This window comes from Bythopirellula superficialaquae (assembly GCF_059632245.1).
On record NZ_CP197426.1, the window covers coordinates 445397 to 463401 of the forward strand.

At 56.0% G+C, this 18005-nt stretch carries 22 protein-coding genes; 14 read left to right on the forward strand and 8 right to left on the reverse strand.

Annotation, left to right across the window (positions count from 1 at the left end):
* The first annotated feature begins 257 nt into the window (after positions 1-257).
* From SH678x_RS01945 to SH678x_RS01955, 3 genes are all read left to right on the forward strand, one after another.
* On the forward strand, positions 258-698 hold the full coding sequence (locus SH678x_RS01945) for a fasciclin domain-containing protein (protein WP_496923049.1): 441 nt from the start codon (positions 258-260) through the stop codon (positions 696-698).
* 69 nt (positions 699-767) lie between these two features.
* Positions 768-1334, forward strand: a complete 567-nt coding sequence (locus tag SH678x_RS01950; RefSeq protein WP_496921202.1) for an RNA polymerase sigma factor — start codon at positions 768-770, stop codon at positions 1332-1334.
* Positions 1334-2131 (forward strand): anti-sigma factor domain-containing protein, encoded by a 798-nt coding sequence (locus SH678x_RS01955; protein WP_496921203.1) that lies wholly within the window; start codon positions 1334-1336, stop codon positions 2129-2131. The genes SH678x_RS01950 and SH678x_RS01955 overlap by 1 nt, the downstream gene beginning before the upstream one ends.
* Positions 2132-2142: 11 nt before the next feature.
* Here the strand turns inward: SH678x_RS01955 and rlmN are convergent, their stop codons facing one another.
* Both rlmN and epmB read right to left on the reverse strand, forming a co-directional pair.
* A complete protein-coding gene (rlmN, locus tag SH678x_RS01960) occupies positions 2143-3186 on the reverse strand; it encodes a 23S rRNA (adenine(2503)-C(2))-methyltransferase RlmN (RefSeq protein WP_496921204.1) in 1044 nt (347 codons plus the stop codon).
* A 115-nt stretch (positions 3187-3301) separates the two neighbouring features.
* Positions 3302-4333, reverse strand: a complete 1032-nt coding sequence (gene epmB, locus SH678x_RS01965; RefSeq protein WP_496921205.1) for an EF-P beta-lysylation protein EpmB — start codon at positions 4331-4333, stop codon at positions 3302-3304.
* Between the two features lie 78 nt (positions 4334-4411).
* Between epmB and efp the strand changes: the two genes are divergently transcribed.
* From efp to SH678x_RS01995, 6 genes are all read left to right on the forward strand, one after another.
* Positions 4412-4993, forward strand: coding sequence for an elongation factor P (gene efp, locus SH678x_RS01970; RefSeq protein WP_496921206.1), 582 nt, complete (start codon positions 4412-4414; stop codon positions 4991-4993).
* A gap of 197 nt (positions 4994-5190) precedes the next feature.
* Complete coding sequence (locus SH678x_RS01975) at positions 5191-5793, forward strand: LemA family protein (protein ID WP_496921207.1); 603 nt, start codon at positions 5191-5193, stop codon at positions 5791-5793.
* Positions 5794-5899: 106 nt separating this feature from the next.
* Positions 5900-7858, forward strand: coding sequence for a M48 family metallopeptidase (locus SH678x_RS01980; RefSeq protein ID WP_496921208.1), 1959 nt, complete (start codon positions 5900-5902; stop codon positions 7856-7858).
* Positions 7855-8784 (forward strand): EF-P lysine aminoacylase EpmA, encoded by a 930-nt coding sequence (gene epmA / locus SH678x_RS01985; protein WP_496921209.1) that lies wholly within the window; start codon positions 7855-7857, stop codon positions 8782-8784. Before SH678x_RS01980 ends, epmA begins: the two co-directional genes overlap by 4 nt.
* A gap of 32 nt (positions 8785-8816) precedes the next feature.
* Entirely contained in the window at positions 8817-9101 is a 285-nt protein-coding gene (locus tag SH678x_RS01990; protein WP_496921210.1) for a hypothetical protein, read from the forward strand.
* Positions 9098-9382, forward strand: coding sequence for a hypothetical protein (locus SH678x_RS01995; protein WP_496921211.1), 285 nt, complete (start codon positions 9098-9100; stop codon positions 9380-9382). Before SH678x_RS01990 ends, SH678x_RS01995 begins: the two co-directional genes overlap by 4 nt.
* A gap of 34 nt (positions 9383-9416) precedes the next feature.
* Here the strand turns inward: SH678x_RS01995 and SH678x_RS02000 are convergent, their stop codons facing one another.
* Positions 9417-9734, reverse strand: a complete 318-nt coding sequence (locus SH678x_RS02000; protein WP_496921212.1) for a hypothetical protein — start codon at positions 9732-9734, stop codon at positions 9417-9419.
* A gap of 476 nt (positions 9735-10210) precedes the next feature.
* Between SH678x_RS02000 and SH678x_RS02005 the strand changes: the two genes are divergently transcribed.
* Positions 10211-10459: a hypothetical protein gene (locus SH678x_RS02005; protein ID WP_496921213.1), complete on the forward strand. Its 249-nt coding sequence runs from the start codon at positions 10211-10213 to the stop codon at positions 10457-10459.
* A gap of 197 nt (positions 10460-10656) precedes the next feature.
* On the opposite strand, the gene SH678x_RS02010 is transcribed toward SH678x_RS02005, so the two are convergent.
* From SH678x_RS02010 to SH678x_RS02030, 5 genes are all read right to left on the reverse strand, one after another.
* Entirely contained in the window at positions 10657-12648 is a 1992-nt protein-coding gene (locus SH678x_RS02010) for an ABC transporter ATP-binding protein (RefSeq protein ID WP_496921214.1), read from the reverse strand.
* Positions 12649-12669: 21 nt separating this feature from the next.
* Positions 12670-13755 carry a LipP1 family hormone-sensitive lipase gene (gene lipP1, locus SH678x_RS02015; protein WP_496921215.1) on the reverse strand — a complete coding sequence of 362 codons (1086 nt, stop codon included), beginning with the start codon at positions 13753-13755 and terminating at the stop codon, positions 12670-12672.
* A gap of 332 nt (positions 13756-14087) precedes the next feature.
* On the reverse strand, positions 14088-14834 hold the full coding sequence (locus tag SH678x_RS02020; RefSeq protein WP_496921216.1) for a peptidoglycan recognition protein family protein: 747 nt from the start codon (positions 14832-14834) through the stop codon (positions 14088-14090).
* Positions 14835-14848: 14 nt separating this feature from the next.
* Positions 14849-15166 (reverse strand): P-II family nitrogen regulator, encoded by a 318-nt coding sequence (locus tag SH678x_RS02025; protein WP_496921217.1) that lies wholly within the window; start codon positions 15164-15166, stop codon positions 14849-14851.
* Positions 15167-15254: 88 nt separating this feature from the next.
* Positions 15255-15668: a ferredoxin gene (locus SH678x_RS02030; RefSeq protein WP_496921218.1), complete on the reverse strand. Its 414-nt coding sequence runs from the start codon at positions 15666-15668 to the stop codon at positions 15255-15257.
* A gap of 173 nt (positions 15669-15841) precedes the next feature.
* On the opposite strand from SH678x_RS02030, the gene SH678x_RS02035 reads away from it, so the two are divergent.
* From SH678x_RS02035 to SH678x_RS02050, 4 genes are read left to right on the forward strand one after another with little or no spacing between them, the layout of a single operon-like run.
* Positions 15842-16105 (forward strand): hypothetical protein, encoded by a 264-nt coding sequence (locus SH678x_RS02035; protein ID WP_496921219.1) that lies wholly within the window; start codon positions 15842-15844, stop codon positions 16103-16105.
* A gap of 6 nt (positions 16106-16111) precedes the next feature.
* Positions 16112-16906: a thymidylate synthase gene (locus SH678x_RS02040; RefSeq protein WP_496921220.1), complete on the forward strand. Its 795-nt coding sequence runs from the start codon at positions 16112-16114 to the stop codon at positions 16904-16906.
* Complete coding sequence (locus SH678x_RS02045; protein WP_496921221.1) at positions 16903-17406, forward strand: dihydrofolate reductase; 504 nt, start codon at positions 16903-16905, stop codon at positions 17404-17406. Before SH678x_RS02040 ends, SH678x_RS02045 begins: the two co-directional genes overlap by 4 nt.
* Positions 17407-17408: 2 nt before the next feature.
* Positions 17409-17996: a DNA-3-methyladenine glycosylase I gene (locus SH678x_RS02050; protein WP_496921222.1), complete on the forward strand. Its 588-nt coding sequence runs from the start codon at positions 17409-17411 to the stop codon at positions 17994-17996.
* The last annotated feature ends 9 nt before the right edge of the window (positions 17997-18005 follow it).

An 18005-nucleotide genomic window follows, 5' to 3' on the forward strand; every position in this document is an offset into this window, starting at 1 on the left:
ATGGCAGCATTTCTCGGCAAACCGCATGCCACGGTAATCCCTGCATCCGTGGGCTTTCTCACCGCGAATCATCCTCTGAAGTGGCCGCTTCAACAGAAAGTCATGTCATCTCAAACCCAGGAGGAATATCAGTCATGCGTATCGCTACAATTTTTGCCTTTGCCAGTTTATTGGCCCTAGTGGCTAGCAGTGCAAACGCCTGTCCCAACAGTCAAAAGACTGCGCGTCACACTTATTCAGGAAAGCCGGTTGTTCATATGGTTTCGCAAGTGGTTGCGCAAGATGAGGAAATGGATATTGTCGATACGGCCGTTGCCGCCGACAGTTTTAAGACCTTGGTGGCTGCCGTGAAAGCAGCAGGTCTCGTCGACACACTCAAGGGCGAAGGTCCTTTCACGGTGTTCGCTCCGACGGATGAAGCCTTTGCCAAAATCCCCAAGGAAACTTTGGAATCGCTTCTCAAGCCCGAGAATAAGGACAAGTTGGTCGCGATCTTGACCTATCACGTCGTCCCCGGCAAAGTCATGGCCGCCGACGTTGTGAAGCTCAAGAAGGCCAAGACCGTCCAAGGCACCGAAGCGACTGTCAAAGTCGAGGGTGGCAAGGTGATGATCGACGGTGCGAATGTGGTCAAAACCGACATTCCCTGCAAGAACGGCGTCATTCATGTCATTGACGCAGTGATCATGCCCAAGTAATTTGAGTTGCGGGAGAGGGTTGCCTGTGCAGCCCTCTCTCCCTTTCTTCAAAAAAATTTGGGTCTCGTCTTGGAAGAAGCAAGCATTCTTTCTCGCGTTGCGTCTGGCGATCCAACTGCAGTCGAGCAGTGTATTGCTCGCTATGGTGGATTGGTCTGGACGATTGCGCGCAAGTTGAGCCCCACGCTTGCCGATGCCGAAGATGCAGTTCAGGAAGTTTTTGTCCAACTGTGGCAGCAGGCCAAGCGATTCGATCCGTCGTGTGGTTCGGAGGCAACGTTCGTCACCATGATCGCCCGACGCCGGTTGATTGATCGCCTGCGAAAATTGCAACGTCGGCCCACCCCGGCATCGTTCGACGCCTCTGCAGCCGAGCCCGCCGCTCAATCCACCGACTGGGCACAAATCTCCGACGAAGTGGCTTTTGCCCGACAGCAAATGCAGCGACTCAAATCCGACGAACGTCAGGTTTTGACGTTAGCTTTGCAAGATGATCTGACGCATACCCAGATTGCGGAACAACTGGAGATGCCGCTGGGTACGGTCAAGTCGCATGCACGTCGTGGGCTGTTGCGGTTGCGAGAACTCATGGGACTCGAGAAGGCGGCCTTAGTCGGCGGGGAGGGGCGCGCATAATGTCATCCCAACCTGATTACGACCGCTTGTTGGAACTCTTGGCCGATCGGGCCTTGTTCGAACTTTCGTCCGAGCAACAGGCCGAACTCGATACACTGCTCGCCAATTCCTCCGAGTTCGATACCGAAGAACTGGATCGCGTCGCGGCCATGGCCTATTTGGCGACCGTAACCGAACAGAATGAGTTGCCCGCCGCGCTGGCTACGAAAATCGCCAGCGATGGCCGTGCCATGGTTGGTGTTCAGTCCAAACGAACTTTGCCCCCGGCAGGATCTCAACTGAGCCGCCGAGAAATGGCGGCGTGGTTCACCGCGGCGGCGGCCTTGCTGGTTGCGGCGTTCTTTGGCACACGAGCCACGGAACAAGAAGTGGCGGAATTCATTCCTGACGAAACGAATGTTGCTGAATTCAAAGCCGATTTAGCACGTGCTAAGGAAGGTCTCACTCAGGTGGCCTGGGCACCCGGCACCGATGAAGCAGGCAAACAAGCCACCGGCGAAGTCCTGTGGGACAACAAACGGCAACAAGGGGTCATGAGCTTCAAAGGCCTGCCAGTAAATGATCCTAAGAAGAGCCAGTATCAACTTTGGATCTTCGACACGGCCCAGGATGAAAAGTACCCGGTCGATGGCGGCGTCTTCGATATTCCCGCCGGAGAAGACGAAGTCTTGGTGCCGATTCACGCGAAGCTGCCGATCGTCGATCCCACGCTTTTTGCAATCACAATCGAGAAACCTGGCGGCGTGGTTGTTTCCAGCCGTGAGCGATTGCCGCTGCTGGCCCAAGTCGATAAATAGCGAACACCCAGCTAGTGCAACGATTTGGCCACTTCGCGATTTTCTTTCCGCACGAGTTGCCCGCACGCGGCGGCGATATCCGCACCCAAGGAATAGCGAATCGTCGTGGGAATGCCGGCCTGTTTGACGACCGCCGCAAACGCCTCGCGTTCAGACTTTTCAGTGCCGGTCAGGTGAGGCGAATCGTCGATGGCATTATAAGGAATGAGGTTCACATGGACGTTGAGCCCCGCGAGCCAATCGACCAACTCGTGCGCTTCCGCCAACGAATCGTTCACACCGGCGAGCATCAAGTACTCGATCATCACGGTTTTATTTTGCAGGCTATTCACTTGTCGTAAGGTCGCTTGCAATTGATCGAGCGGATACCGCTTGGCGAGCGGAATCAACTGCGCGCGCGATTCTTGCCGCACGCTGTGCAAACTGAGCGCGAGATTGACTTGAGGAAAACGCCGCACGCAGCGCAACATGCCGTCGGCAATCCCCACCGTGGAAACAAGAATCTTCGCGGGCGAAAAATGAAACATCCGCGGCGAAGTCAAACATTCAATGGCCGCGTACAGGTTTTCTTCATTATGAAATGGCTCGCCCATTCCCATGAAGACAATGTTACGGAGCGCGCGGCCCTCGGGCGCCAAAATTTGACCTGCCTGCAACACTTGATCGCAAATCTCCGCCGCGGAGAGATTCTGAGCGATTCCCATCTTGCCGGTCGCGCAAAAATCACACGCCGCGGCACAACCAATCTGGCTCGAAACACAAAGCGTTGTCCGCCCCGTCGCGATGCGCAATATGACCGATTCGATCAGCATACCCGTAGCAGTACGAAACAACAGTTTCGACGCCCCGTCGATCTGCGAGTCGTGCCGCGAATCGAGCGTTAACGGATGCAATGCAAGATGCTCACGTTCCGCAAATTCAGCGAGCGCCTGTTCGTCGCTTTCAAAATGCTTGAACAAAGCGGTCCGCAACCGGCGCAATCGCTGCGGCTCGATCCGCAACTCCCGTTGCAATCGTTCTATCTCGGCCGTGTTGTAGATGCTGATCTTGGACATGAAAGATTTAAGAATGGAACGCTGATTTCGCGGATTGAACGGATCTTCACGGATCAGGCACACCAATTTTTAATCTGTGCAAATCCGCCAAATCCGTGTTCATCCGCGTTCTATTTTATAGAAGTACTGTCTTACTCATTTCACCGGCAATTTCTTGCACGTAGGTTGGTACAAGATATCCCGGCAGCCGCTTGCGCAGTTCCGTTACGATTCGTCGGCCTTCTTCCACGGACACTTCAAAGTGGGCCGCCCCCGCGACGCGATCCAATTGATGCAAATAGTACGGCACAACGCCCAACTGAATCAGCCGCTCGCTCAATTCTTGCTGAGCACTCACCGAATCGTTGACCCCACGCAGCAGCACCGCTTGGTTTAAGAGCGTCACACCAGCACGACGCAGCTTTTCAATCGCCATCGCCACATCGTCAGCCAACTCCTGAGCATGATTCACATGCACTACCATCACCGGTGCGAGTCGCGTGGTAGTCATCCAAACGATTAGCTCAGAAGTCACGCGCGAAGGGACAACAACAGGCAGCCGCGTGTGAACGCGCAGTCGCGTGACATGTTCAATCGCCGCGATCTTTTCCACAAGAGCCGCCAATCGCGTATCCACCAGCATCAGCGGATCGCCGCCGCTGAGGATCACTTCGTCAATTGTGTCATCCGCGGCAATCGCCGTGAGCGCCGCATCCCACGCCGCGGTGCTGTGCGGCGCTTCCTCATACGGGAAGTGACGCCGGAAACAATAACGGCAATGAATCGCACACGCCCCCGTGGCAATCAAAAGTGCCCGCCCGGCATATTTTTGCAACACACCCGGCCGCAAAGTCGCGGCGGTATCCCCCACGGGATCGGTCGTGAAACCAGCGACAGTATGCTCCTCAGCACCCAACGGCAGAACCTGTCGAAGGAGCGGGTCATCAGGATCGCCGGGCCGCATGCGGGCGAGGTAACTCGGCGGCACGAACACCGGGAAATCTTTGGCTCCTGACAGGCTTGCTGCAGCAGGTGCGGGCAAGTCCAACCGTCGGCAAAGTTCCGCCGCATCGCGCACGGCCAGCCGAATTTCCCCCTGCCAATGAGACTCATCGGCAGGGGGTAAAACGGGGCGGACAAGTCGGTCGGAATGAGCTAGAATAGCCATTTTAATTTTTGTTTGTTAGCCGGCACCGTCCCGGTGCCGTTCCATGCAAGATAACCAGTAGCGAGACAGGAAGATACCGTGCCCACGTACAGTACCAACGAATTCCGCAAAGGACTCAAGATCCAAATCGACGGCATTCCCTTTCAAATGGTCGAAATGAACTTCCGCAAGCCAGGCAAGGGCAACGCCCTGTACGAGTGCAAGCTGAAGAACCTGATCCGCGGCACGGTCACCGACAAAACCTATCGTGCCGGCCAAACGGTCGAAGCCGCCGACGTTTCGGAATTCACCGCCCAGTTTCTTTACAAGCAGGGCGAGGGCTACATCTTCATGAAGTCCGACGACTACGAACAATACGAGCTCACCGGCGAGCAAATCGGTGACGAAGCCAAGTTCCTCAAGGAAGGCATGGAATGTTCGCTCGTCGTGTTCGACAACAACCCGATCGGCGCGACGCTCCCCAATCACGTGGTGTTGCAAGTGGAATACTGCGAGCCCGCCGTCAAAGGCAACACGGCGACCAACGTCTCCAAGCCCGTGAAGCTGGAAACCGGCGCAGAAATCCTGGCCCCGGCGTTCATCAACATCGGCGATTGGCTCCGCGTCGACACCCGCACTCAGTCGTACATCGAACGCTCGAAGGATCCCAACGAAGCTTAAGAACGCCCCTAGCCGGAGGCACACCTGCCTCCGGGTCCCCAAATCGCATTGCAATCTGGCTTTACTTTCGATTTTCAGCAAGATTACCCTGGAACTCGCGAATCGCCTAAAAGGATTGCATTCAGCCGCCAACCGGTTAGGCTGACGGCTGCTGCGTGGCTTGGATTTTGAGTATTTGACTCGCAAGGGAGACTCTCATGGTGTGGGCAATTTTGGGGACAATCGTTGGCGTCGGCGTGTTGCTGCTGCTCTACGGCGTGGCGATCTACAACAACTTGGTCGCTTTGCGCAATCGGCTTGACAACGCCTTCGCTCAGATCGAAGTCCAACTCAAGCGTCGCTACGACCTGATCCCTAACTTGGTCGAAACCGTCAAAGGTTACATGTCCCACGAAAAGGGGACGCTCGAAGCCGTGATCAACGCCCGCAATCGGGCCGCGAACGGGTTGCAAGCGGCCGCTGCTTCGCCGGGCGACCCCAAAGCCATGCAGGAACTCGCCGCCGCGGAAGGTGCGCTCGGCAGCACCTTGGGTCGCCTCTTCGCGTTGTCAGAAGCCTATCCCGACCTCAAGGCGAATCAGAACATGGCGCAGCTCACCGAAGAGATCACCGCGACGGAAAACAAAGTAGCCTTCGCCCGCCAGGCCTACAACGATTCGGTGATGTCTTACAACACCTACCGACAATCGTTCCCGCCAATTTTCTTTGCCAACATGTTCGGCCACAACCGCGATGCCGAGTTGCTCGAATTCGCCGACAGCGCCGCGATCGCCGAAGCGCCGAAGGTGTCATTTTCTTAGGACCATAGGACTATGGACCGTGGACTGTGGAAATACTCACAGTCCGCGGCCAATAGTGATTTGTCGAGACCACAGTCCCACAGTCTATTGTCCACTGTCCTAGCACATGTCCACCGACTTCTTTCAGCGCCAGGCCGATTCCCGTCGCACGACCAAATGGCTGATCGTGATGTTTACGATTTCGGTCATTTGTATCGTGGGTGGCGTGTTCTTCGCCACGCTGGGAGCGTTACAAGCCAATAACTACACTCACGATGAGCTAGGCGTGGGGGGGCATTATTTTCAAGCCGATGATCTTTCAATCCCTCTCGCCGCGAGTGCTGGGACATTGGCGCTCATTAGTTTTGGCAGTCTCTTCAAAGTCGCCCAGCTCCGCGGCGGCGGCACGACGGTTGCCGAGAACCTGGGCGGATATCGGGTTCCTCAAAATACAACCGACCCTGTTGAACGGCGACTGGTCAACGTCGTCGAAGAAATGGCCCTCGCGTCGGGCGTGCCTGTCCCACCGATTTATCTGCTCAAAAACGAAGAAGGGATCAACGCCTTTGCCGCCGGTTATTCGACGAGCGATGCCGTCGTGGCCGTCACGCGCGGCACGGCCGAGCAACTCACCCGCGAACAGTTGCAGGGGGTCGTGGCCCACGAATTCAGCCATATCCTCAACGGCGATATGCGGCTCAACATCCGGCTCATCGGCGTGTTGCATGGCATCTTGCTGATGGGACTCATCGGTCGCATGCTGCTCAACATCGGCGCCCGTGGTGGCGGCAATCGTCGTGGCAAGAATGATGGCGGACTTTATTTACTCGCCGCTGGGCTGGCATTGATGCTCTTGGGGCTCTTGGGCACATTGTTCGGCAACATCATCAAAGCGGCCGTCTCGCGGCAGCGTGAATATCTGGCCGACGCGTCGGCCGTGCAGTTCACGCGCAACCCGGAAGGCATCGCCGGCGCGCTCAAACGCATTGGCGGAGCCGTCTTCGGCTCGAAACTCAAAGCCGCCAACGCCGCCGAGTTGAGCCACATGTATTTCGGCCAAGGCGTGTGGGAAGGTTTTACCGGCTTGATGGCCACTCATCCGCCGTTGGAAAAGAGAATCCGTGCCCTCGACCCGCAATGGGATGGCAAGTATCTCGCCGGGCCCAAAGTTTCACCCGCGCTCACCGAATCAGAATTCACGGCCGGGTTTGTCGGTGGCTTGAAAGGGGCCGACGAAGTTCCCGTCGAAGTCGTCCGGCATTCAGCCGAACAGGTGGGTAATCCCACGGAGCAGCATCGTTCTTATGCGGCCAAGTTGATTGAAAGCATTCCCAACGAAATCACCGATGCCATCCGCGAGCCTTACGGCGCGCGGGCCGTCATGTTTGCGCTGCTGCTCGACAAGCGGCCCGAGATTCGCGAACTGCAATATGAGTCCCTGCAAGCATCGATTGCGCGTGATGTTGTCGATCTGACATATAAGCTGTCGCCCGTGGTCGATAAGATCGATCCCCGCGCTCATTTGCCGCTGGTCGATTTGGCGCTCCCAGCATTGCGAACGATGACCAAACACCAATACACCGCCTTTCGCGATGCCTTCAAAAAGCTGGTCGAGGCCGATCAAGAAATCGCTTTGTTTGAATGGTCGCTCTATCGTGTCTTGTTGCGGCATTTGCGACCGCAATTTGAGACCGTCAAACCGCCACGAATTCAGTACTACAGCTTGGCTCGACTGGGGCAGGAGGTCGGCATTCTGTTTTCGACGCTGGCCTATCTCGACAACACGGGTAAGCGCGTCGAAGCGGCCGTAAAGCACGCGGCTTCGCTGCTCCCCGACATCCAAGTGCCGTTGCTAACTCCCCAGGAATGTACCCTTTCGCGATTGCAGTTGGCATTGAGCACGCTGAGCACCGTGGCCGCCAAACATCGACAGCGCGTCATAGAAGCGGCCGCCGACCTGATTTGCTACGACCACGACGTGTCGATCAAAGAAGCCGAGCTATTCCGCGGAATTTGCGACATGCTCGAATGCCCCATGCCGCCACTCCTCCCGGGCCAACCACTGGGCAAAGGTCGCGCGGGATGAACGAGCGTCTCGTCAATCTTGAGCGTCGCAGTGAAATTTTGCGACAGCTTCGTGAGTTCTTCTACGCCCGTGACTTCGTCGAAGTCGAAACTCCATTGCTCTCATCAGAAGTCATCCCGGAACTCCACATCGAGCCGCCAGCACTCAACAAACAATGGCTCCAAGCCTCCCCCGAACTTCACATGAAGCGGCTCCTCGTCGCGGGGATACCCGCGATTTTTCAAGTCACCCGTTCCTTTCGCGCGGGCGAGCTCGGTCAACTTCATAACCCAGAATTCACGATTGTGGAATGGTACCGTGCGAGCGACGACATGTCCGCCGGCATGCAGCTTCTCGACGAGCTTTGCCAGACGCTTGTGAAGACTCCCGCAGCGAAGCGCACCACCTACAGCGAAGCCTTCCAAACGTATCTCAACATTTGTCCCCACACGGCCACTTGCGAAGAACTCGCCCGCTGTGCCGCCGAGCAAGGTGTAGCAGCGGAAGGAATGAACACCAACGATCGCGATGAATGGCTCAATCTGTTGCTCGCCACCAAAATCGAACCGCAACTCGGGCGCGATGCCCCCGAAATTCTGTTCGACTACCCGGCGAGCCAAGCTTCACTCGCGAAAACAATCCGACGCGAGAACGGGATCGAAGTCGCCGAGCGTTTTGAACTCTATTGGCAAGGTGTGGAACTCGCCAACGGCTATCACGAGCTCACCGCTGCCGACCAGTTGCGAGCACGGTTCGTGGAAGTCAACAAAGCTCGCGTTGCGGATGGTCGCCCCGAGTTGCCACTGCCCGAATCGTTGCTCACCGCGATGCAACACGGACTCCCCAATTCCACAGGCTGCGCGCTCGGTTTCGACCGCCTAGTGATGCTGGCGCTCGGCGCGAAGTCGATTCACGAAGTTAGGGCATTTGACGAGTGTGTGGTATAATTAAGCGAACGTCCACTTTCCGGAGCAAACCGATGACTTCCATTATTCTTGACTCCACAACGGCCCAATTACCACTGCAACAGCTTCTGCAACAGTTGAGTAGTGGAGGAATTGAAGTTCGGGATTCCCAAGGTAGAGTAGTGGCAGTGATGCTCGGTCCCATGGACAAGGAAGCACTGACCTATGCGGAAGCGATGCTCGATTTAGCTCAGAATCGTGATGAAGTGCGTCAGGCTCTCGGGCGTCGGGAGGGCATCTCCACATCTGAGTTGTTGGCGAAAGCCGCCGCGGCCGGTGAAAAGGCCGATCGGCAATGAATCGCTTTACCGTCGTGTGGGCTAAGGAAGTTGAAAAACCTTACCTTCACTATTGGATCAATGGCGATTCCCAGATGCGAACCGCTCTCACCGAAATTGCCAATTGGGTCGATTCAAATCTTTCCAACGACCCCGTGAGCAAAGGCCGATCGGGACCTGAACCCACGACTCGGATAGTTAATGTCGAACTTGCAAGTTCACCCGCACGTGTTTCTGTAACGTATGAGATTTATCCCGATGATCGCCTTGTGCGAGTCGTACGATTGACATTTCGGATTTAATTCTTCGTTCACAATCTGAATCACGCTGCCGCGTTCAATCGTCGCTCGGATAGCCACCGATCCCTTGGTAATCGAACGTGATGTCGGTCTTCCAGCCGTCGGTTTCGTTCTTCACAACGACGTATTTGCCACCCTTGATCCCTTCGGTGCGCAGATGCTCCGGCTTGAAGGTGCTGGGGAGTCCCTGTGGGGAAGTCGGTTGAATCGTGCTGCCGATTTCGCCTTCCTTCGAGGCGACATAATAGCCATGCAGCAGCATCCGCACGTTGTCGGGGTACTGCTCGCCGCCGCTATAGACTCCATCCATCGGCCCGCCGATGAATTTTATAGTGAGATTGTCAGGCAATTGCATCGTATTGAGCTCCTTCGTTGCCGCCTTTGTAGCATGAACACAGTCAAAGCAAAACCCGTTAGCCGGCATCGTCCCGATGCCGCGTGATTTGCACCGCGGCGAATTCCAACGCCCTGAACGGCCAAAAATTCTTCCCCGGATTTTTGTAGAAATTGTGCCACGCCCTGTGCTAGGGTGATGAGAGTAGTGGGGTCATTCTGAGGGAGCCTAAGCGACCGAAGAATCTAGCCTCCATCACCGTGCGTGTCACAGACTCGAAAACAACACCACCCGCAAACCAAGCAAACCTGAACAACCTGGCAAACCTGAATGAGGAGACCGTAGGACCGTGGACGGTAGGACTGTAGACAGGCATCCGCTGATCTATCTTCCACCGTCTTCCCAATTCAACTTGATCAAACAAAAGACATGAACAAGTTGATGAAGTTGAGCAAATTGATCAAGTTTGATGTCGTACAGAACTGGAAGGGATTTAGATGACTATCGAACGAAAAGAGCTGCTAATTAATACTGGCCTTGTCGTTGCTGTGGGGCTTGCAGCAGTAGCCATCAATTGCCTAATAGACCTAGCGCAAGGTCATAAAATGGACTTAAGCGGGCAAATCAGCACATTTCTGATTTTCGTTCCGCTACTTCTTATGATTCAGCGCTATCAGAGAATTAAGAAAAGCAAAATCGTTAACGACAACACCATTACAAACCACCCGCAAACCAAGCAAACCTGAACATCCTGGCAAACCTGAATGAGGAGACGACTGCGCTTTCGTAGGCCGGAACAAGCGGTGCGCAGTTCCGGCATGGAACACGTGTTGGTAACCATGCCGGAACTGCGCACCGCTTGTTCACGGCCTACACCTTAACCAATCACCACGAACAACTGACCACAAACAGAGCGCAAATAAACCCTACCAAGTTGACCAAGTTAACCAACCTGACCAACCTCAGAATCTTTAAGAGTGTTCGACGTTTGCGGGGCCGTCTGTAGATCGACCATTCGGCGGTATTTGCCGTTGGTGGCCATCAGCGTTTCGTGCGTTCCGATTTCCGTGATCTGGCCGTGCTCCACTACGACGATCCGGTCGGCATGAGCAATCGTGCTCAGCCGATGAGCGATCACCAAGCAGGTGCGGCTTTGCATCAGGTTCGCGAGCCCCGCTTGAATGGTCCGTTCGCTCTCGGTGTCGAGATTGCTCGTCGCTTCGTCGAGAATGAGAATCTTGGGATCGGCCAGCACGGCCCGCGCGATGGCGATACGTTGACGTTGCCCGCCGCTGAGTTTGACGCCTCGTTCACCAATGAGAGATTGATAGCCCTTCGGCAAAACTTCGATGAACTCCGCCGCATTGGCAAGTCGTGCCGCCTCGCGAATTTCGGCATCGCTCGCGTGGCGATTGCCGTAGGCGATGTTGGCCGCGATCGTGCCGTCGAACAGAAACACATCCTGCTCGACGATGCCGATCAGGTTGCGATAACTGTCCATGTCAATTTCAGAAAGGTCTTGACCATCGAGCAGAATCCGACCACTCGTGGGTTCATAGAACCGCGCGACGAGATTGCACAGCGTCGTCTTGCCGCCACCGCTGGGTCCGACGAGCGCGATCATCTCCCGCGGCGCGATTTCGAGATTGATGTTCTCCAGGGCAAAACTGTCCGCACCGGGATAACTGAACGACACGTTCGCCAGCGTGACTTGGCCTTCCACGAATTCCTTGTCGACTTTGGTCGCCGCCGCGGAGTTGTATTCCTGCGGTTCCTCGAGCAAATCGAGAATGCGATCCAAGCCAGACAGGCCGTTCTGAAATTCAGCCGCACTTTGGGCGAGCATGGCCAGCGGTCCCAGCAGCATCAACAAATACGCCAGAAACATCACCAAGTCGCCCGTGGTGAGCGGACCATCCAGCACTCGGTAGCCGCCATAAAGCAAAAGCGCAGCGCTGGCGAGCGGCATCAGAATTTCCCACAGGATTTCGATCCAACGCATCCACCACCAGGCATAAAGTTCCTGCCGACCCATCAAGTGATTGCCGCGCATGATGCGGCTCGCTTCGGCCCGCTGTCCGCCGAAAGCCCGCACCACGCGCATGCCGCCGAATGCTTCGGTCGCCAGCGAATCGACTTTCTCGCGCTCCGAGCGAATGCGGCGATGCTGTGGTCGGATTTTTTCGATCCATGTACGGTGCGTTGTGTAAACGAGTGGAATCACGGCGAGGGCTCCCAGCAGCAATCGCCAATCGACCCAAGCCAACACGCACAAGCTACCGACCAATTGCACCGCCGCGCGCCACGGGTTGTAGAGCATGCCGAACACGAGCTCGCCGACACTGCCAGCGTCTTGGCGAAGAATGCTCGCCGTGCCCCCCGATTTAAGTTCCTGCACGCGATGCAAAGGGAGCCGCATCACGTGGGAAAAGACTTTCTTACGAATCGAAAGCTGCAACAGCTTGGTCACACGAGTGGCATACCAACGCCCCCACACGTGCAATACCAGCCGCACGAGAGAAATTGCGAACACGGCGACGACGATGGTGATCAGCAACTGCCAGCGCTCGTGTGGCAACCAGTTGGGAAATCCGGCGGGAAGCGGTTGATTCCCCAGCACATTCTCCACGACAATTTTCGTGGTCGCCGGAGGAACCAAAGCCAAGATCGTGGCTACGGTCAATGTCGCCAAGGCAAACGAAAGAGTTTTCCACTGACCATGGAGCAGTTGGAAGAAGCTCGTCACCAATTCCCTGGCCGAGCGATCACGCCGTTTCTTGCCGCTAATCGCCTCGTCCTCGGCAAAGACCTCCGCGCGATAATCGTCAAAGCGTTGTTTGCTGGAAGCGGGAGTTCTCCTCATAGCGGCGGCGTAGGCGGGGGTGACTTGCGGCTGCGCAGGTCTCGTTGCCCGCGTACGCTTTATTTTACGCATCCCACCCCAGCGTGGCGACCGCTAGCGACTGTGGGAGTAGTTTCCGATCTTGCAACGAGCATTTTCAAAGGCCTGCTGCAAGTCGTGCCCAGCGATTTGAACCGCCTCGCGAGCCTCTTCCAGCACCGCCGTCATGCCAAAAAACTCGTGCGTCACACCGACGAAGTTGTGATAGCTCACCGGCACACCGGCGGTAGAGAGCTTTTCGGCATAATGCTCGCCGTCACTCCGCAAGGGATCGATATCGGCGGTGATGATCGTCGCCGGGGGCAGATGGCTCAGATTGTCGGCGTGGAGCGGGGTCAAATAGGGATTGTCCGCGCAGTCCGTGCCATACAAATAGTGACCCCAAAACCATTTCATCATGGCCCGATTGAGTGGCTTGGCGTCGGCGTGTTCTTTGTACGACTCTGTTTCAAAATCGCAATCGGTCACCGGATAAATCAACAACTGATGCAAGGGGGCACGCACGCCATAGTCGCGCGCTTGCAGAGTTGTGACCGCCGCGAGATTGCCGCCCGCACTTTCGCCACACACGGCGATCTGTTCGCAATCTCCACCCAAATTCGGCGCATTATCGACGACCCATTGATAAGCGGCGAACGCATCTTCGATGGCAGCCGAGAATGGATTCTCGGGGGCACGGCGGTAATCACACGAGATGACAATACATTGGGCCGCGTTGCACAAGGCCCGGCACGAAGCATCATAGGTATCAAGATCAGCAATCACCCAGCCACCACCATGCCAGTAGACAAGCACAGGAAGTGGAGCTCGTCCTCGCGGCGTATAAACACGCGCATCGAGCGAACCCGCCGGACCAGGAATCTTGATCGCGCTGACGCTTCCTACTGCTTCGGGCTCAACGCTTTGGCCACGCTTTTCAAGCAACGACTTCACAGCGTCTACGGGGCCAGGTTGTTGGCGTGCTTCATCGGGATTGAGAGTTTCCAAGGGCTTGGGATTCAATGCCGCAAGTTCATCGAGCACAGCTTGCATGTCGGCGGTTGGTTGCCTCGAGTGTTCATTACCACGTCGCCCCAACGAAACCATGCCAGCCAATACACCAAGCGAGGCACCTCCGTAAAGAAAAGACTGAAGTTCCATAGCTGCTCCTTAATTAGCGGGTTATCGCTTAAGAACAGTGAATCTCATTCGCAAATGCTATGCCACGAAGAGGTTATGTTCGGCGCGTTGAATTCAGTACGACATAGCGAGCGTGTTATGTTGCAGCGACAACCAGCAAGATTGCGATGGAACCTAGGAAGTGGGCTTGGAGCAGAAATTCAAGAAGGGCTGTGCGCTTTGAACGGCAAATCAACGCAGGAACGGTTACTCAGCAGACACCAGTTTGCCCGCCAGGTGATCGAAAGGAGCCAGCCGAACCATGGTTGGAGTTCAACCACATGCATCTCCATGCAAGTCCAGATGATCTTAGCTTAGTCCTCGATCCGTGCTTTGACTTGCTCAAGCCCTGGGCCAAGCGAATAACGTTCGCCTTTGGGGTAGTTCCTGAGCCAGCCATAGAACTTGTTACCGGGGCAGAGCGTGGAAGCCACTTCGCGATGAACCCAGACGTCGTCAACCTTGAGATCATTCTTCTGCAACAGGTAGGCACAGAGCTTCACGAACGATTCCTTGGCCGCGTCGGTCGGTTCTGTTTCCATGAAGTTGCCGAGCAAGCAGATCGTCACATGCCCCGCCACGTTGCCTGGTCGCGGACCGGTTATGCTTTCGGGAACATACTTTGTCCCGCCCACACCCAAAGCCGGATTTTCCGCCACTTCGTCAGTGGAGAAGACGCCATTTTCTCGCCACTGTTCTTCCGTGAGATAACGCGTTCCACTGTTCGGTGCGTACTCGGTCGAGCGGCCTTCGAAAATCCGACCGTCGGGAGCGATCAAAAAGTGGTAGGCGATGTCGCCCCATTGATTGTCATCGCGATGGCCATGCTGAATGATCCGCAATTCGGCTTCCGGCGTGCCGTCGCCACGCAGTTTATCCACGGCCGTGTGATGCACGCTCACGTGCTTGACCTTGCCCATCGGCTGGAGCGAACCCGAACGCGGATCCGGCTTCTCGGCTTGCCACGCAGAACGCGGCTGAATCTCGGGCTTCTCAACTTCCGCGGCCGTCACAGGAGCAAGACATATCCAACAGGCCCACAGCAAGCAAGCGTTTCTCAACTATGTCCTCGTTCCTAAAAGTTCAACATGGTTTCCGGTGTTTCCGCGGCGAGGACCAGAATCTTGCCATCACCCATTCGTCCCGTGCGTGCCAGCTCGACCATCTTGCGGATCACTTCCTCAGCACGTGAATTTTCCACCCACGCGGTGATCTCGACTTTGGGAAGAAACGCTTCGGAGTATTCGCTCTCAGTATATTGGTCGAGATAGCTCTTTTGCCGTCCCATGCCCTTCACTTCGCGGACATGAACGGCTTCGAGCGGTGCCAATCGCAAACCCTCGAGAATTTTCTCGGCCAGAAAGGGCTTCACGATAGCAATCACTTGGCGCATGGCAGGAAAGCTTTCGGTTCGTCGGGCGAGCGGGATGCGTCAGCTTCCCGATTTATTATGTTGCAGTGGGCTAACGCCCACCGCTCGTTTAGCTGAAAAAGTTCTCGCCAAAGAGGTCCAGCTCGGGACCTATTTCGACTTCCATATCGCCCTGCACCGTCACTTGGCAGGAAAGGCGCATTGTGTCTTCGTTGCCGATAAAGGCCATCGCCGGAATCGGATCGATGCCGCCCGGGGTGACGGGGGTCGGAATCGGCATGCGGAAGCGCCACCGCTCGACCAGCCCCATCGGGCTAGCATTCTCCATACCCTTCACGATCTTCACCCGGCAGGTGCCGCATTGGCCGAAGCCGTGGCAGTTGATCACCGCGTTGAGCGACGCTCCGAAACCGTTGAGCCCCTGATGCGTGTTGACGCCCGCCTTGATAGCTTCCTTGCGGAGATTGGCTCCGACGGGGACCTCGATTTCCTTCTTCTCTTTGATGAACTTGACGACGGGCATCGATTGAACCACACCTTCTCACGGCCAGAGGGGAACTCACAGAGCGGCGCGGCTACCGTTTTTGCCGGCCAGGGAGTAGGATACTTTACCGCGCCACGGGGCCGCCGAAAAGTGGAAACACAGCTTGTTTTCCCGCATGTCAACACAACCGAGAACACTTCCCACAAGCGATTATGGCCAAGGATTTTTCGAAATACCAACAAAAAGTCATCAAAAACTACTACGACAACCGCGACGCGATTTCCCTGCAGCGGCTGAGCGAATTGGTGACCGATCTTTATCTGGCCGAAGGCAAAAGCCGCCAGACCAAATGGAATCAGGTGATCGCCACGCTCGAAAAACTGGGCATCACGGCGGACCGAATCGAGCACCTGCGCAAAAAGGACGATCCCGCGCTGGTCGCCAAAGTCGTCGAAGAACTCATGGCCAAAGAGTAACGCGTCATGAAGCAATATCTCGACCTTCTGCAGCACGTTCTCGACCACGGCGTCGTCAAAAGCGACCGCACGGGTACCGGCACGCGCAGCGTGTTCGGCTATCAGATGCGGTTCAACTTGAGTGACGGCTTTCCGCTGCTCACGACCAAGAAACTCCACCTGCGGTCGATTATTCACGAGTTGCTCTGGTTTCTGCGCGGAGAAACGAATGTTCGCTATCTCAACGAGAACAAGGTCACGATTTGGAACGAATGGGCCGACGACGATGGCGAACTCGGTCCCGTCTACGGCAAGCAATGGCGGTCGTGGATCGCGCCCGATGGCCGCAGCATCGATCAGATTGCCGAAGTCGTGAAAGCGATTCGCACGAATCCCGATTCGCGGCGATTGATCGTGACGGCTTGGAACCCCGCCGATGTTTCGCAAATGGCACTGCCACCGTGCCATCTGTTGTTTCAGTTCTACGTGGCCGAAGGACGCCTTTCCTGTCAGCTTTATCAACGCAGTGCCGACGTGTTTTTGGGCGTGCCCTTTAACATCGCTTCCTACGCGTTGCTGACGATGATGGTCGCCCAAGTCACGGGATTGCAGCCGGGCGATTTCGTTCACACGTTGGGCGATGCTCACCTTTACGACAACCACATCGAACAAGCGATGCTGCAACTTGCCCGCTCGCCCCGTCCGCAGCCGCAGATGCAGATCAATCCCGCGGTGACCGATTTGCTCGACTTCCGCTTCGAAGATTTTCAGCTTGTGAACTACGATCCCCATCCTCACATTTCCGCGCCGGTTGCCGTATGAAATTGTCGTTGATTGTTGCCATGGCCGAAAACGGCGTGATCGGCCGCGAGGGGGAATTGCCGTGGCATCTGTCGGCCGATCTGCGGCGTTTCAAGCGGCTCACGATGGGCCACGCGATTGTCATGGGCCGCAAAACGTGGGAATCGATTGGCCGACCGCTGCCGGGGCGGACTTCGATTATCATCACGACTCAGGCCGATTATCAGTCGGGCGATCCGTTGACGCTCGTAGCGACGAGCCTCGACGAAGCCCTGCAAAAGGCGAGTCACGCCGATTGCGTGCAGGATCAGTTGTTCATCATCGGCGGCGGCACGATTTACGAATTGGCGATGCCGCGTATCGATCGGTTGTATCTCACGCGGGTGCATGCCACGGTGGAAGGGGATGTGAGCTTCCCCGCAATCGATTGGCAACAGTGGGAATTGAAAGAGCAATCGCAACATGCGGCCGATCCTTTGAATGATTTTCCTTATGCGTTTGAAATGTACGAGCGAGTTTAGTTGTGGCCAAAGCGGTACGTAGAACTTGTGAATGGCAATACGCCGGCAGCGGCGAGTTGATTCCCTATCACGACAGCGAATGGGGCGTGCCCGTCCGCGACGATCAAAAGCAGTTCGAGTTCTTGACGCTCGAAAGCGCCCAAGCCGGTTTGAGTTGGATCACGATCTATCGCAAACGCGAAGCCTATCGCAAAGCGTTCGCCGACTTCGATCCCGAAAAAGTCGCCCGCTTCACCGCGAAGAAAATTGAGACTCTGCTGCTCAATCCGGGCATCGTGCGCAATCGACTCAAAGTCGTCGCGGCGGTGACCAATGCTCAATGTTTCTTGGAAGTTCAGGACGAATTCGGGACGTTTACGGATTACATCTGGGGTTTCGTGAACGGCAAGCCCAAGGTCAATCGCTGGAAGCGGATGGATCAACTCCCCGCCACGAGCAAGGAATCCGACGCGCTCAGTAAAGACCTCAAGCAACGTGGCTTCAAATTCGTGGGGAGCACGATCGTCTACGCCCACATGCAAGCCGCGGGGTTGGTGAACGATCACTTGGTGCATTGCTACCGCCACGCCGAATGCAAGGCGCTGGGGTAGATTTCAAGG